We start from the raw sequence: 15,313 nt of genomic DNA on the forward strand, positions 1-15,313 counted from the left end.
ACCACCACCGGATTTCCAGGACCGCTTCATGGACCAGCTCCCGATCATCGACATCGCCCCGCTGTACGGCACCGACACTCAAGCCTGGCAGACCGTTGCCAGCCAGATCGACAGCGCCTGCCGCGAATGGGGCTTCTTCTACATCACCGGTCACCCGATCAGCGCGCAGCGGATCGAGCAGGTGCAATCGGCTGCCAAGCGTTTTTTCGCCCTGCCGACGGAGCAAAAGCTCAGCATCGACATTACCCAAAGCACTCATCATCGCGGCTACGGCGCCATTGCCACCGAACAACTGGACCCCAACCTGCCGAGCGATCTGAAGGAAACCTTCGACATGGGCCTGCACATGGATGCCGAACATCCTGATGTACTGGCCGGAAAACCTCTGCGGGGGCCGAATCGACATCCCGACATGCCGGACTGGGAAAGCCTGATGGAGCAGCATTACTTGGACATGCAGGCGCTGGCCCAAACGCTGCTGCGCGCCATGACCCTGGCGCTGGGCATCGAACGGAATTTCTTCGACCAGCGCTTCAAGGACCCGGTCAGCGTGCTGCGCATGATTCATTACCCACCACGCCACACCGCCACGTCGAGCGACCAGCAGGGCGCGGGTGCCCACACCGATTACGGCTGCATCACCCTGCTTTATCAGGACGCAGCGGGCGGTTTGCAGGTGCGTGATGTGCGGGACGATTGGATCGACGCGCCGCCCATCGAGGGCACGTTCGTGGTCAACCTCGGCGACATGATGGCGCGCTGGAGCAACGACCGTTACCTGTCCACGCCGCACAGGGTCATCAGCCCATTGGGTGTCGATCGCTACTCGATGCCGTTTTTCGCCGAACCTCATCCGGACACACGTATCGAATGCCTGCCGGGTTGCCAGAGCGAAAGCCAGCCGGCCCGCTATCCTGTCACCACCTGCGCCGAGTTCCTGTTGTCGCGCTTTGCCGATACGTATGCCTATCGGCGAGAGCCGGAAAAGCCTCTTAGTTGAACGGTCGGTCAGGTTTTACCCTATGCGGCGACGTGCATCTGTAGAATGCCCGCGATCTGCACCTGATGAGAACAGCACATGTACGACTGGTTGAACGCCCTGCCCAAGGCAGAATTACACTTGCACCTTGAAGGTTCGCTGGAACCCGAGCTGCTGTTTGCCCTGGCCGAGCGCAACAAGATTGCCCTGCCGTGGAACGACGTGGAGGCGCTGCGCAAGGCGTACGCCTTCAATAACCTGCAGGAATTTCTCGATCTGTATTACCAGGGCGCGGACGTTTTGCGCACCGAGCAGGATTTCTATGACCTGACCTGGGCCTACCTGCAACGCTGCAAGGCGCAGAACGTGATTCACACCGAACCGTTCTTCGATCCGCAGACCCACACCGACCGTGGCATCCCGTTCGAAGTGGTGCTGGCGGGGATTACCGGCGCTTTGAAAGACGGAAAATCGCAACTGGGCGTCGACAGCGGCCTGATCCTCAGCTTTCTGCGCCATCTGAGCGAAGAAGAAGCCGAGAAAACCCTGACGCAGGCCTTGCCGTTCCGCGACGCGTTCGTGGCCGTCGGCCTGGACAGCTCGGAAATGGGCCATCCGCCGAGCAAGTTCCAGCGCGTCTTTGACCGCGCCCGCAATGAAGGCTTTCTGACCGTGGCTCACGCTGGCGAAGAAGGCCCGCCGGAATACATTTGGGAAGCACTGGACCTGTTGAAGATCGAGCGCATCGACCACGGCGTGCGCGCCATCGAAGACGAACGACTGATGCAGCGCATCATAGACGAACAGATCCCGCTGACCGTCTGCCCGCTGTCCAACACCAAACTCTGCGTGTTCGACGACATGGCCCAGCACAACATCCTCGATATGCTGGAACGCGGCGTGAAAGTCACGGTGAACTCGGACGACCCGGCCTACTTCGGCGGCTACGTCACTGAAAACTTCCACGCGTTGTACACACATTTGGGCATGACCCAGGACCAGGCGAAACGCCTGGCGCAGAACAGCCTGGATGCGCGGTTGGTGAAGCCGTAAATCCAGATCATTATCGTGCCGATGCTCCGCGTCGGCATGCAGCCCGGGACGCTTCGCGTCCCAATGGGTCTGACCACACGCTGCGTGAGCTCACGCCGCCGACGCGATCTTGCTGATTTCCCGCTGCCCGCTCGACGACACCTGAAGGGTGCTGGACTCCTCGGTCGTGCGCAGCCAGCCCATCTGAATGAACAACTGCAGAAGACCTGCGCCCAATGCGCCTCCCAAGTGCGGACTGCGCTCGCTCCAGTTGGCACAGGCGCAGACGGTTTCACGTTTGCGCTGGGCGAGTGCTGGTATGTAGATTCCACGTTCGGCAAACTTGGCCATGCCCTTGCTTGTCACCTCGATGCGCTTTTCCTGTTGCTCGATCCAGCCCGCGCCCATCAGACGCTGGTAGAGCTCGGCCGCCATTTCGCCCCCCAAGTGATCGCAACAGATGCGGGCACGGCGCAACGGCAAAGACGGCATCGGCTGCGCGACAATGCGGCTGATCTGATCGGCACTCGCCAACGAAGCACTGGCCAACGCCTCGACCGCCGCCGCCACTTCCGGCGCTGCCAGCCGGAAGAAGCGCTTGCGACCCCGCGCCTCCTGCTTCAACAGACCGCCGCTCGCAAGCCGCGCAAGGTGTGCGCCCGCCGAAGACGTCGACAGGCCCGCCAGCAGTGCCAGCTCATCGGCGGGGCGAGCAGTACCATCCATCAATGCCCAAATCATTGCGCTGCGCTTGGGGTCGGCCAGCAATGTCGCAATCTGGCTGATGCAAGGTGCATATTCCATGTGTTCACTCCCTGTTGAAACATTCATCTATTGCGATGACATATTGACAGCAATCACGCCTCAGTAAAGTTGAACGCGGATCCAACTTGAAATGACAAGTATAAACTCTATGCCCCGTCGCCAGACCGGGTAAAAAACCCTTGGCACACCGGCTTGCCATCTCGGTGGCCATCATTCTCGGCCATGCGTGAATTTAGTCTGCGTCCTGATCGAATGAAAGCGCATCGCCAGCAGCCTTCTAACTCAAGGGTTACGGGGCTTTGGCTGATAAACGCTTCAAAAAACAAAGGACGGGCCTACGGCAAAACGGCCAAAAGCTTTCAATATTTGTCAGTTAAAACCTCTTTCACTCGAGAGAACTTTGCATATTGAAAATGCAGTTAAACACTATATTTTCCGAAACTTCCGTAGGGTGATTCCCCCGCCTATGTAGCCACATAAAACATTAAACGTTCTTATTGGCTTACAGCATGTTGCTTGCAACGCGTACGAAGCATGTCCAGAAGCAGATTGACCGGTTTGCTGAGTTGAGCACGGTGGGCACACAACAGATTCAAAGGCGCCAGTTCACCTTGCAAATGCGGCATCAATACCCGCAGACGCCCCGACCTTACATCGTCGGCAACGTCCAGCCAGGATTTATAGGCGATGCCTTCTCCCGCCACGGCCCAGCGACGCACCACATCGGCGTCATCGCTGAAGCGATTGCCTGTCACCGTCAGGCTCATTTCTCGCTTGCCGTCCTCGAAGGTCCATCGGTCATGGACACGCTCGCCCAACATGAACAGCAGGCAATTGTGCTGTGCCAGCTGCTCGATCTGCTGCGGCTGGCCGTGGCGTTCCAGATAAGTCGGCGAGGCGCACAACACACGCCGGTTGGTCGGCAGCACCGGCAGCGCGACGAGGGAAGAGTCTTCCGGCTCGCCATACCGCAGGGCGACGTCCACCGGCTGGCGGAACAGGTCGGCAATCCGGTCCCCCAGCAACAAACGCACAGTCAGTTGCGGGTGCTGCTGCTGAAACGCATCCAGCCACGGCAGCAGCACATTGCGCCCCAGGTCCGAAGGTGCCGAAAGCTGCAAAACGCCTTCGCAGCGGTCCTGACTGCTGGCCAGCAGGCGCTGCCCCTCCTCAAGGCTGCCAAGCGCGGCGCGCGCATATTCCAGAAACCCCTCGCCCTCGGCCGTCAAACGCAGGCTGCGGGTCGAGCGGGCCAGCAGGCGGGCACCCAATTGCAGTTCAACGCGCTTGAGCGACGCACTGGCCACCGCCGCCGACATGTCCATTACACGGGCGGCAGCGGAAAGACTGCCTAGGTCCGCAGCCCGAACGAACAACTGCAGGTCATCGAAACGCAGCATGCCAGCCTCGAATTATCAAAAATAAATTGAAAGAGCCTGCCGTTTTAGCGGGTTTTATCTTTACTGGAAATACTTAATGATCCGCTCATCATTGTTTCCACACGAGGATCCGTTCATGAAGGCCATTGCGTATCACCAGTCCCTGCCTGTCAGCGACGCTCAGTCACTCAAGGACATCGAACTGCCAGAACCCGTCGCTGGCGCACACGATCTGCTGGTCGAGGTCAAGGCCATTTCGGTGAACCCGGTGGACACCAAGATCCGGCAGAACGTACAGCCAGAGAATGGAGAGCCCAAGGTGCTGGGCTGGGACGTTGCAGGCGTGGTGAAAGCGGTCGGCAGCGATGTCACCCTGTTCCAGCCGGGCGACAAGGTGTACTACGCCGGCTCGCTGACGCGTCCGGGGGCCAACAGCGAACTGCACGTGGTGGATGAGCGCATCGTGGGCCACATGCCCAAATCGCTCAGCTTCGCTCACGCGGCCGCCCTGCCGCTGACTGCGATCACCGCGTGGGAGCTTTTGTTTGAGCGCCTGCAGATCGTTCAAGGCAAAGGCGAAAGCGGACAAAGCCTGTTGATCGTCGGCGCGGCAGGTGGCGTGGGCTCGATCCTGACCCAATTGGCCCGCCAGTTGACCGCGTTGAAAGTCATCGGCACCGCCTCACGCACCGAAACCACCGAATGGGTGCGTGAGCTGGGTGCTCATGAGGTGCTGGACCACAGCAAGCCGCTGAGCGAAGAGCTCAAGCGCGTCGGCCTGGCAGCCGTCACTCACGTCGCCAGCCTGACACAGACCGAGCAGCACCTGGATCAACTGGTCGAGGCACTCAAACCTCAAGGCAAGCTGGGGCTGATCGACGACCCCAAGTCGCTGGACGTCTCCAAGCTCAAGCGCAAGAGCCTGTCGCTGCACTGGGAGTTCATGTACACCCGTTCGATGTTCCAGACCGAGGACATGATCGAGCAGCACAACCTGCTCAATCGCGTGGCAGAACTGGTGGACGCTGGAACGCTGAAGACTACGTTCGGCGAACACTTCGGCACCATCAACGCCGAAAACCTGCGTCGCGCTCACGCTTTGCTGGAAAGCGGCAAGGCCAAAGGCAAAATCGTTCTGGAAGGGTTCTAAACACAAGCAACAGCGTTGGGTCAGTCACCCCTGACTGATCCAACGGCAGAGTTGGTCAGACTTGAGCGGTTTGCGCCTGCGCATCCCGCCGCGCCTGCAGGCGACGTGTGTACACCGAGGCGCTCACGGCCAGCACCCCGCACAGGGTGATGACCAGCGCCATCGGCGTTGCCGTGCCGTCGTGCAGCACGCCCACCAGACTCGCCGCAGCCGCCGCGACGCTGAACTGCAAGCAGCCCAGCAGCGCCGACGCACTGCCCGCCCTCGCCCACTGGCCATTCATGGCGCACGCCGACGCATTGGGAATGATGCAGCCCAGGCTCGCGATGCAGATGAACAACGGCACCAGCAGTGGCCATAACGCCTCGGTGCGCAGACCGGTGATACCCAGCAGCACAAGAGCCGCCGTCAGATAGACCCACACCGTGCGTGTCAGCAGAAAGGCCGGGCCGGTCTTGCGCAGGATGCGGGCATTGATCTGCGCGACCACAATGAAGCCCGCCGCATTCATCCCGAACAGCCAGCCGTAATGCTCGGCGGGCACGTTATAGAGCTTGATGAACACAAACGGCGAGCCCGCCACGTAAGCGAACATCCCCGCCATCGCGATACCGCCCGTGAGCGCATGGCCGATGAACACGCGGTCGGTCAGCAGACGTCCGTATTGGCGCAACGCCCCACGCAATGGCTGACGTGGGGTGGTGGCAGGCATGCTTTCCGGCAACCCCAGGGCGACCGCGGTCAGGCACAAGGCGCTGAACAGCGTCAGGCTGATGAAGATCGACTGCCAGCCGTAGGCACCGACCAGCATCCCGCCAAGCATGGGCGCCAGAATCGGCGCGAGCCCCATGACCAGCATCAGTTGCGAGAACACCTTGGCGGACTCTACCGCGTTGCATTTGTCGCTGACGATCGCCCGTGACAACACCATGCCCGCGCAGCCGCCCAGCGCTTGCACGAAGCGAGCACCGATCAGCCATTCAAGGCTCGGCGCGAAGGCGCAGGCCACGGAGGCCAGCGTGAACAGGCTGACGCCCACCAGCATCGGGATACGTCGCCCGAAACGGTCGGCCATAGGACCATAGGCGAGCTGGCCCAGCGACAGGCCGAGAAAATAGGCCGCCAGCGTCAATTGGACGTGTTTTTCATCGGTGGCGAAATACAGCGCCATAGCGGGGAAGCCAGGCAGATAGAAGTCGATGGCCAACGGGCCGAAGGCGCTCAATGCGCCAAGAATCAGAATTGTGCGTAAATTCATCGGTCGTCCATAGCGATGCGGGGCAGCCGTTTAGTTTAACCGCCTTACCCGGCAGAGGACGGAATGCAGCGAAATTAATTCAAGATTTTTCCGATAGGGATAGCTGACATCCGTTGGTTAGGGCAGACCCTGTTAGTGAGCGGCGTACTTGAACGGTGAAGGCCCCACCCGGTCTTCGACGTATGATCTGTCGCGCAGCAAACATCGTGGGAGCGGACCGGTAGTAAGGCCTGCGCATGCGGTGTATCAAATGCACTCAAGGGCCGCTGCGCAGCCCTTCGCTGCCGTCGTAACCTCCGAGAGCTCCCACGCCCTGCGGGCAGAAGCAGGCGTGCGTGCATTTTGGTGAATGAAAGATCAGGCCAGTTGCGCCTGATAACCTTCCTCGCCGATCAGCCTGACAATGTGCTCGGCACTCAGCGCGCTCTGCACCTTGACCTCTTTACTGGCCAGTTCGATCTGCACGTCGGCGGTCGGGTCTTCATTTTTTATCGCTTGAGTCACCGCTCGAACACAGTGTCCGCAGGTCATGCCCTGAACGTTGAATAATTGCATGTCGTGCTCCTCTGAAGTTGATGGGGCGTATCTTCAACCTTGTCATTGTGGCAAGGTCAAGTTTTTGTATTTTCTGCCGGGCTGGCATTCGGCGTTGTCGTGGGCCAAGCTCCGTCATCGACGTTTACATCAGGAGTATCAGCAATGCGCTGGTCAGTAGTCAGCCTCTTCAGCATTCTCGGTCTGGTCGCCGCAGCCCCCACCGTTCAGGCCGCTCAGGATTACGGCATCCTGATCATTTCCCGAGAGCGCCTGGAAGTGGCAACCTCGTGTGAAATCGGCATTTACATTCAGGATCAATTGGCCGGACGTTTGTTCCAGGAGGACTCGGTGTCCTTCAACCTGCCAGCCGGTCCGGTGTCGGTGCGCCTACGGACGTTACCCGGCAAGATCGTGGGCTGCGAGCCCGGAATGGAAGCACCGACCAACACCACCATTCAGATGCATGCTGGGGATATCCTCAAGTACCGCATCGCAACCAGCCTCAAGGGCATGTACCTCAAGAAGGCCGACCTGAACTATTGATTCGCCCTTGACCTTGCCCATGTGGCAAGGTTGATCCTTGCAGGCATCCAGTCTCAAGGAGTGAATGAAATGCAAGACGCCATCACCTTCGACCTGCCCATCAGCGGCATGACCTGCGCCAGTTGCGCAGGTCGAGTCGAGCGTGCCTTGGCCAAAGTGCCGGGGGTCAACAGCGTGACGGTCAATCTGGCCAACGAACGCGCCCACGTGCAGGCCCGGCCTCAAACCGATCCGCAAACCCTGATCAACGCTGTCAGCCACGCAGGCTACGGCGCGACCCTGCTGCAGGATGAACGCGTCGAAGCCGATCGAAAGGGCCGCCGCTTGAATCGAGAGCGGTGGGCGTTGCTGCTGGCGATCGTTCTGGCGGTGCCGTTGGTCGTGCCCATGCTTCTCTCGCCACTGGGCGTGCACTGGATGCTGCCCGCCTGGGCGCAAGCCGCGCTGGCCACACCGGTGCAGTTCGTACTCGGTGCACGCCTTTACGTCGCCGCCTGGAAAGCTGTGCGCTCGGGCGCAGGCAATATGGATTTGCTGGTTGCTATCGGCACCAGCGCCGGTTACGGCCTGAGCTTTTATCAATGGCTGGCCGCCGCACCCGGCACCACGCCGCATCTGTATTTCGAAGCGTCTGCGGTGGTCATCGCGCTGGTGCTACTGGGCAAATACCTGGAAAGCCGCGCCAAGCGCCAGACCGCCAGTGCGATTCGCGCCCTTGAGGCGCTGCGTCCTGACCGGGCAATACGCGTTATCGACGGCGTAGAACAAGAGGTCGCGATCAGCGCACTCCAGCTGGACGACCGGGTGCTGGTCAAACCGGGCGAGCGCTTTGCGGTGGACGGCGAGGTCATCGAAGGACACAGCCATGCCGACGAGGCGCTGATCACGGGTGAAAGCCTGCCGGTGCCCAAGGAGCCTGGCGACCGGGTCACCGGCGGGGCCATCAATGGCGAGGGTCGGCTGCTGGTCAGGACCACGGCGCTGGGTTCGGAAACGGTATTGGCACGCGTCATTCGCCTGGTCGAAGACGCCCAGACCGGCAAGGCACCGATTCAGCGGCTGGTGGACCGGGTCAGTCAGGTGTTCGTGCCGGTGGTGCTGCTGATCGCCTTCTTCACCCTCGCGGGCTGGCTGCTGGTGGGCGCGTCACTGGAAGTGGCTTTGATCAATGCCGTGACCGTGCTGGTGATCGCCTGCCCGTGTGCCTTGGGCCTGGCCACGCCGACCGCAATCATGGCGGGCACCGGTGTGGCGGCGCGCTACGGGATTCTGATCAAGGACGCCGAATCGCTGGAGCGCGCTCACGAAGTGACTGCCGTGGTCTTCGACAAGACTGGCACGCTGACGTCCGGCACGCCTCGGATCACCAACATGATTGCCCGCGAAGGCAACGAGGAACACCTGCTGCAACGTGCAGGTGCCTTGCAACGTGGCAGCGAGCATCCGCTGGCCAAGGCCGTGCTGGATGTCTGCCATGAATGGCAGTTGAAACTCGATGAGATCGAGAATAGCCACGCGCTAAGCGGGCGTGGCATCGCGGGCACTGTGCAGGGCCACGATCTGGTGCTGGGCAATCGACGTTTGCTGGAAGAAAGCGGCCTGCCGATGGGCGATCTGGAAGAGTCTGCGCGCATCTGGGAGGCCGAAGGGCGGACCCTGTCATGGCTGATCGAACGGGCACCCGAGCCCCACGTCATTGGCCTGTTCGCGTTCGGGGACTCGCTCAAACCGGGAACGGATGAGGCGGTACGAGCGCTGAATGCTCGCGGCATCACCAGCCACCTCCTGACCGGTGACAATCGCGGCAGCGCTCAAGTGGTGGCCAATGCGCTGGGTATACGCGATGTCCACGCTGAGGTGCTGCCGGCTGACAAGTCGGCCACCGTGATGCAGCTGAAAAGCCACAATGTGGTGGCGATGGTCGGCGATGGCATCAACGATGCGCCCGCCCTGGCCGCCGCCGATATCGGCATTGCGATGGGCAGCGGCACCGATGTCGCGATGCAGGCGGCAGGTATTACGTTGATGCGTGGCGATCCGCGGTTGGTGCCTGCCGCGCTGGACATCAGCCGCAGAACCTACGCGAAAATTCGTCAGAACCTGTTCTGGGCCTTCGTCTACAACCTGATCGGTATCCCGCTGGCTGCGCTGGGTTACCTCAACCCGGTGCTGGCAGGCGCTGCGATGGCGTTGTCCAGCGTCAGCGTGGTGAGCAATGCCCTGCTGCTCAAGACCTGGAAACCCAAAGATCCGGGAGATCAACCATGAACATCGGCCAAGCGGCGAAGAAAAGCGGCCTCAGCGCCAAGATGATCCGCTACTACGAATCAATCGGCCTGTTGCAGGCGGCACATCGCAGTGACAGCGGTTACAGGATTTACAGCCCGGAAGACCTGCACACACTGGCCTTCATCAAGCGCTCACGGGACCTGGGGTTTTCGCTGGAGGAAGTCGGCACACTGCTGGCCCTCTGGCAGGACCGCCAACGCGCCAGCGCCGACGTCAAAGCGCTTGCGCACCAGCACATTGTCGAGCTGAACCGGAAGATCAGCGAACTGGCAGGCCTACGCGACACCCTTCAGGACCTGGTGGAGCACTGCCAGGGCAACGACCGCCCCGATTGCCCGATCCTCAAGGATCTGGCATCGGGCGGGTGCCGTTCATGATGTGTCGCAGAGCTCACGGAATGCAGCCCCACGCACAGCAGGGCACGATCAGTGTGCTTGAGGTTTGTGATCGCTCCCACGCTCCCGCGTAGTAGTGCAGCTCAGGACGCTCCGCATCCGCTTTCAGGCTGACGCGGAGCGCATCTGTCACTGCAACCAGGGCGGTGGCGGCTCTTCGGCGGACTTGCTCGGCGGTGCATCGTCGGCTGCGCGGGCGGCCTGACGGCGGGCTTCGTCCAGACGGGCCGCTTCGATTTCGCGCAGTACGCCGCCCACATCGGCTTCGTCCTCCGGCTCGTCGAACTCCCCGGTCAACACGGTCGTGGGCGACAACGTACCCGCCTCGTAATACGACCACATTTCCTTGGCGAACTTGGTCTTTCTGAGTTCCGGCGCAAAACGACCGAAATACAAAGCCATGTTGCCGACGTCCCGCTCAAGCATGCTGAACGCATGGTTATTGCCCGCCGCATCCACCGCCTGAGGCAAGTCGATGATGACCGGGCCACTCGGCGCCAGCAGCACGTTGAACTCGGACAGGTCACCGTGCACCAGACCGGCACACAACATCAGCACGATCTGTTCGATCAGGAAGGCGTGGTACTCCCGCGCCTGATCCGGCTCCAGTACCACATCGTTCAGACGCGGCGCAGCGTCGCCGTATTCGTCGGCCACCAGCTCCATCAGCAGCACGCCTTCCAGGAAGTCATACGGCTTGGGCACTCGCACGCCCGCGCTGGCCAGACGGAACAGGGCTGCCACCTCAGCGTTCTGCCAGGCGTCTTCGGTTTCTTTGCGGCCGAACTTGGAACCCTTGGCCATTGCCCGAGCCTGTCGGCTGTTGCGTACCTTGCGACCTTCCTGATACTCGGCCGCCTGGCGGAAACTGCGTTTGTTCGCCTCCTTGTAAACCTTGGCACACCGCAGCTCTTTGCCGCAGCGCACCACATAAACAGCTGCCTCTTTACCACTCATGAGTGGGCGCAGCACCTCGTCGACCAGACCGTCTTCGATCAGGGGTTCAATGCGTTTAGGAGTTTTCATCAGCTTTTATTGTGGGTCCTTTGTGGCCAGATACGCGATTGTTGCCGTTATACGGCAATCCTCCGCCAGCGAGTAGGGGGAACGTCTTTTGAATTGTGCGGATTATTGCCAAAAAACCACCCAACACCCCGGTTTAAAGCACCTTTCGTGCCGCATGAGGCTGCAAAGATATTGCGCAGCAAAACGTGTAGCCACTAATGAGCACCGACATTATTTGAAGAGTTCGCCGGGTGTATGGCCGAACAGCCCCTTGAACGCGGCGATGAATGCAGACGTCGAGTCATACCCACACGCCAGTGCCGCATGCGTCACGCTGCTGCCCTCTTCCAGCGCACTCAACGATGACAACAGCCTGGCCCGCTGACGCCAGCCGCGAAAGCTGAGGCCGGTTTCTCGCTGAAACAGGCGCATGAGGGTTTTCTCGGAGGTGCCGAGGCGTTCTGCCCAATCATGCAGCGAGATGAGCTGATCAGGGGCCTCGATCAATTCGTTGCACAATCCGAGCAAGCGCGCGTGCCGAGGCAGTGGCAGCGAGAAACCGACCTCGGGCAGATGTGCCAGTTGATCCAGCAACACCTGCACCAGGCGCGCCTCCTGGCTGTCCTGCTCGGGATAGGTGGCAGGCAACAGGCAGAAGCTCTTGATCAGTTCGCGCGCCAGCGGCGTGACTTCCAGTACCCGACAACGCGGCGGTGCCCAGCGCGAGTCTTCGGTGCGGATGTACAGGCTGCGCATCTCGGCACGCATGGACGTCACCACCTCATGCTCCAGACCTGCCGGAATCCAGACGCCCCACTGCGGCGGTGCGAAGAAGCTGCCCTCTGCGGTGTGGACGCCCAAGACGCCGCTGATGGCATAGGAAAACTGCACCCAGTCGTGACAATGCGACGGCGTCCATGAACCTGCGCTGAGGCTTTCGGCACGCGCATAAAGCGGCCTCGGCAAATCGGCCAGCGCGGGTATCTGCCGCTGCCCTTCCACGGGCCGGCGATCAATCTGTCCGTTAGGAGGCATGTTATGACCTTATGTCGCAAGACGGCGGTTGGATGACAGAGTAGCCTGCGCACATTCCTGTTTACAAAAACTGGCCTGGTTTTCCATGCAATCACTCAAACATTTAAAGCGCGTCGCCACCGACTGGTTCCTGTGGGGCATGGTGCTGGCGACCATGCTGGCCTACTTCTTCCCCCGCTTCGGTGCGACAGGCGGCAACCTGCATGCCGAGTACGTCATCAATATCGGCGTATTCGTGGTGTTCTTTCTGCACGGGGTCAACCTCTCCAGCGAGCAGATCAAGAAAGGCCTGAGCAACTGGCGGCTACACGTCATGATTCAAGCGTTCACCTTTGTGGTCTTCCCGCTTCTCTGGCTGGCCTGCGACAAACTGCTGGGCTCCCACGTACCGGCCCTGCTGATGCTCGGTTTCTTCTACCTGTGTGCCCTGCCTTCGACCATTTCCTCATCCGTAGCCCTCACCGGCAGCGCGGGTGGCAACGTACCGGCCGCCATCCTAAACGCGAGCATGTCCAGCGTGCTGGGGATTTTCATCACGCCGTGGCTGGTCAGTCTGGTGGTTGGCAGTGGCGCGGGCGGGATTGATCTGGGCGACACGCTGCTGAACCTGAGCATTCTGTTGCTGCTGCCACTGGTGCTGGGCCAATTGCTGCGACCGCTACTGGGCAAGTTCTTTGCGCGGCACAAGAAATACACCAACGTCATCGACAAGCTGGTGATTCTGCTGCTGGTCTACGCAGCCTTCTGCAACTCGATGATTTCCGGAATGTGGCAGAGCCAGGGCAACAGCGTCATTTTGACCGCCTTCGTCGGCACGGCCATTCTACTGGCGGTGATTCTGCTGATGACCACGCGCACCGCGCGTCTGTTGAAGTTCGACCATGCCGACAAGGTGGCGGCGGTGTTCTGCGCGACCAAAAAATCGCTCGCCGCCGGTGCGCCGATGGCCGCGCTGATTTTCGGCAGCAATCCCGGCCTTGGCCTGATTCTGCTGCCGATCATGATTTATCACCCGATGCAGCTGATCGTCTGTTCGGTGATTGCCGAGAGTTACGCCAGCCGTCATCGCCAGCAGTTGTCGAAAGCCGCACTGGAGGACGCTCAAGCCGCCTGACGGTGTATTACATGAGCCCGTCGTCGTCGAGCATCACCCGTGCATAGAAGACAATGGCGACCGTTGGAATCAGCGCCGAGTAGCCCGGTTTGAACGCGGCACCGAAGCGAGTCAGCACTCGCTGCACCGGCGCCTGGCGAATCGCCGCCAGCAGACCTTTGAGCGAACCGGGTTGCCGACCCGGCTCTTGAACCGTGGCCACTGATCGGCTCGCAGACGTGAGTGGCTCGCTGTCCGTGCCCGCAGGCTTGAAAAAGGACGACACTGTCAGACGCTCAGCCAGCGTATCGATATGGCGCGCATACACATCCCACGGCATGGCTTTGACGCTGGCACGTGGCATCTCGGCCAGCGGATGCGCAGCGGTGAAGGCATGCTGAAAGAAGGTCCTGAGCAACAACTCTTCGACTTCGACCACGGTGGCGCACTGGTGCAAGGCATCGCCCAAATCGTATTGCCGGGCCAGCATGCCGAGTACCCGGGTATACGAGATGCCGCGACGGCGCGCAGCGTTGACCACACAATGACCGGCAACCAGCTGGAATTCGCGGACGAAGGCGTAGGTCCGGTCTTGCTCCGACGCCTTGAGATGCGTCCAGCGGCTGCTGCTCAGGTGCTTGATGGCAGCCTCCAGCAGGTAATCCGGTGAGCGGGCCAATACCGTGTGCAAGTACGTGTCCTGCAGGACTGGGTCTTGATTGGTCATCTGCAACGCGACGTCGTTCAGGTCCATGCCTTCGCAGCCGCTGAAGCAGGTGGCGATCAAGACTTCTTGCAAGCGCGTCCAGTAATGGTGGTGGCGATAGCCCTCCATGTAGACGTTTTCGAAGTGCTCGACCGGCCCTCGCCCCAGGCTTTTTTCGCCCAGATTGAGCAACAGCACGTGGTCTTCGCTGGAGTACGCGTTCACCAGCCGTCCGGAGATGCGACGCTTGAGAACCTTGGCATCGTCTCCCGAAACCCGCGCCGCTGCGGCCATCAGCAGCACATCGCCGATGACCAGTCCATGCTCGGGGGGGCGATCCAGCCCCTTGAGGGCGCTGATCAGCAGCCTGGCGCCCAGCGAATGGCCAATCAGGTTAACCCGCGTGACATTCGGGTGCTGTTCGAAGAGGTAACGGTCCAGTTGCGCCAGCAGCACCTTGCCCATTGCTTCGGCACGGGAACGGATGCGTGAAAAGTGATAGGCACGATCACCCGCCAGCGCTGCCGCACCGGCCAACGGGTGCATACGCGCTGCGGCCACCAGCAGGCCACGGGAGCGATTGTCCATTTGCGCGAAATGACTCGACGGCCAGAACGCCAGGATATTCACGCTCTGACGCAGCGCCGCCGGAATGCTATTGGCCAGCAGACGCCGGTCATTGAGGTCATGCCCCGATGAATAGCCGTGGATGAAGATGTTGGCAACGCTGCCCGAGGGCCTGGGCAGCGTCAGAAACTTGAAATGATTGTCCACGTTGTCCTGTTTCGCCTGACCGTGGCGCTCCCGTTCAATTTCTGACAATGAATCGCTTAGCGATCAGCATGATCAGCCTCAGGCAGAACGCTATCCCGGTAAGCGAGATGACCACCTTGGCGACCAGCAAGAAGTAGCTTTCGACATCATCGGAGATCAGGCCGACCAACAGCCCCATGCCGCCGATCAACAGACCGATCAGCAGCAGGCCGATGTAGGGACGCAGCCAGCGGGATTTCGAGCCCTTGTCGAACAGGTAAAGCAAGGTTCCCACCAGGATCAGGAGTACCGTCACGCCAATAATGAGTCCCATCCATCACCTGTCTGTGCGTCAACCGGGCCAGGCCCGCAGCCGTCGATTATGCCGACGACC

The 15,313-nt window shown here is 60.7% G+C and carries 15 protein-coding genes; 7 read left to right on the plus strand and 8 right to left on the minus strand.

The features are described from left to right. Positions 1 to 28 precede the first annotated feature (28 nt). Positions 29 to 1,000, plus strand: a complete 972-nt coding sequence (locus ALP40_RS23045; RefSeq protein ID WP_122210459.1) for a 2-oxoglutarate and iron-dependent oxygenase domain-containing protein — start codon at positions 29 to 31, stop codon at positions 998 to 1,000. Positions 1,001 to 1,078: 78 nt separating this feature from the next. Continuing rightward, a complete protein-coding gene (locus tag ALP40_RS23050) occupies positions 1,079 to 2,032 on the plus strand; it encodes an adenosine deaminase (RefSeq protein WP_122210460.1) in 954 nt (317 codons plus the stop codon). Positions 2,033 to 2,122: 90 nt separating this feature from the next. Here the strand turns inward: ALP40_RS23050 and ALP40_RS23055 are convergent, their stop codons facing one another. Further along, positions 2,123 to 2,815: a helix-turn-helix transcriptional regulator gene (locus ALP40_RS23055; RefSeq protein WP_122210461.1), complete on the minus strand. Its 693-nt coding sequence runs from the start codon at positions 2,813 to 2,815 to the stop codon at positions 2,123 to 2,125. Positions 2,816 to 3,270: 455 nt separating this feature from the next. Next, positions 3,271 to 4,176, minus strand: a complete 906-nt coding sequence (locus ALP40_RS23060) for a LysR family transcriptional regulator (RefSeq protein ID WP_122210462.1) — start codon at positions 4,174 to 4,176, stop codon at positions 3,271 to 3,273. 115 nt (positions 4,177 to 4,291) lie between these two features. On the opposite strand from ALP40_RS23060, the gene ALP40_RS23065 reads away from it, so the two are divergent. Next, positions 4,292 to 5,305 carry a zinc-binding alcohol dehydrogenase family protein gene (locus ALP40_RS23065; protein ID WP_122210756.1) on the plus strand — a complete coding sequence of 338 codons (1,014 nt, stop codon included), beginning with the start codon at positions 4,292 to 4,294 and terminating at the stop codon, positions 5,303 to 5,305. A gap of 55 nt (positions 5,306 to 5,360) precedes the next feature. Here ALP40_RS23065 and ALP40_RS23070 read toward each other — a convergent pair whose 3' ends face one another. Beyond that, positions 5,361 to 6,563 carry a multidrug effflux MFS transporter gene (locus tag ALP40_RS23070; RefSeq protein WP_122210463.1) on the minus strand — a complete coding sequence of 401 codons (1,203 nt, stop codon included), beginning with the start codon at positions 6,561 to 6,563 and terminating at the stop codon, positions 5,361 to 5,363. 357 nt (positions 6,564 to 6,920) lie between these two features. Next, on the minus strand, positions 6,921 to 7,118 hold the full coding sequence (locus tag ALP40_RS23075; protein ID WP_122210464.1) for a heavy-metal-associated domain-containing protein: 198 nt from the start codon (positions 7,116 to 7,118) through the stop codon (positions 6,921 to 6,923). 144 nt (positions 7,119 to 7,262) lie between these two features. On the opposite strand from ALP40_RS23075, the gene ALP40_RS23080 reads away from it, so the two are divergent. The 3 genes from ALP40_RS23080 (at position 7,263) to cueR (ending at position 10,309) form a co-directional block, all read left to right on the plus strand. Then, on the plus strand, positions 7,263 to 7,643 hold the full coding sequence (locus ALP40_RS23080) for a hypothetical protein (RefSeq protein ID WP_122210465.1): 381 nt from the start codon (positions 7,263 to 7,265) through the stop codon (positions 7,641 to 7,643). 69 nt (positions 7,644 to 7,712) lie between these two features. Then, positions 7,713 to 9,911: a cation-translocating P-type ATPase gene (locus ALP40_RS23085; RefSeq protein ID WP_122210466.1), complete on the plus strand. Its 2,199-nt coding sequence runs from the start codon at positions 7,713 to 7,715 to the stop codon at positions 9,909 to 9,911. Then, positions 9,908 to 10,309 (plus strand): Cu(I)-responsive transcriptional regulator, encoded by a 402-nt coding sequence (cueR, locus tag ALP40_RS23090; protein ID WP_122210467.1) that lies wholly within the window; start codon positions 9,908 to 9,910, stop codon positions 10,307 to 10,309. Before ALP40_RS23085 ends, cueR begins: the two co-directional genes overlap by 4 nt. 147 nt (positions 10,310 to 10,456) lie before the next feature. Here cueR and ALP40_RS23095 read toward each other — a convergent pair whose 3' ends face one another. Beyond that, positions 10,457 to 11,353 carry a PA4780 family RIO1-like protein kinase gene (locus ALP40_RS23095; RefSeq protein ID WP_122210468.1) on the minus strand — a complete coding sequence of 299 codons (897 nt, stop codon included), beginning with the start codon at positions 11,351 to 11,353 and terminating at the stop codon, positions 10,457 to 10,459. A gap of 210 nt (positions 11,354 to 11,563) precedes the next feature. Next, positions 11,564 to 12,367 (minus strand): helix-turn-helix transcriptional regulator, encoded by an 804-nt coding sequence (locus ALP40_RS23100; RefSeq protein ID WP_122210469.1) that lies wholly within the window; start codon positions 12,365 to 12,367, stop codon positions 11,564 to 11,566. Positions 12,368 to 12,452: 85 nt separating this feature from the next. On the opposite strand from ALP40_RS23100, the gene ALP40_RS23105 reads away from it, so the two are divergent. Then, complete coding sequence (locus tag ALP40_RS23105) at positions 12,453 to 13,481, plus strand: bile acid:sodium symporter family protein (RefSeq protein WP_122210470.1); 1,029 nt, start codon at positions 12,453 to 12,455, stop codon at positions 13,479 to 13,481. Between the two features lie 7 nt (positions 13,482 to 13,488). On the opposite strand, the gene ALP40_RS23110 is transcribed toward ALP40_RS23105, so the two are convergent. Then, positions 13,489 to 14,940, minus strand: coding sequence for a DUF726 domain-containing protein (locus ALP40_RS23110; protein ID WP_122210757.1), 1,452 nt, complete (start codon positions 14,938 to 14,940; stop codon positions 13,489 to 13,491). A 34-nt stretch (positions 14,941 to 14,974) separates the two neighbouring features. Next, a complete protein-coding gene (locus ALP40_RS23115; RefSeq protein ID WP_122210471.1) occupies positions 14,975 to 15,253 on the minus strand; it encodes a hypothetical protein in 279 nt (92 codons plus the stop codon). Between the last annotated feature and the right edge of the window lie 60 nt (positions 15,254 to 15,313).

This window comes from Pseudomonas viridiflava (genome assembly GCF_003702045.1).
Taxonomy (GTDB): domain Bacteria; phylum Pseudomonadota; class Gammaproteobacteria; order Pseudomonadales; family Pseudomonadaceae; genus Aquipseudomonas; species Aquipseudomonas viridiflava_C.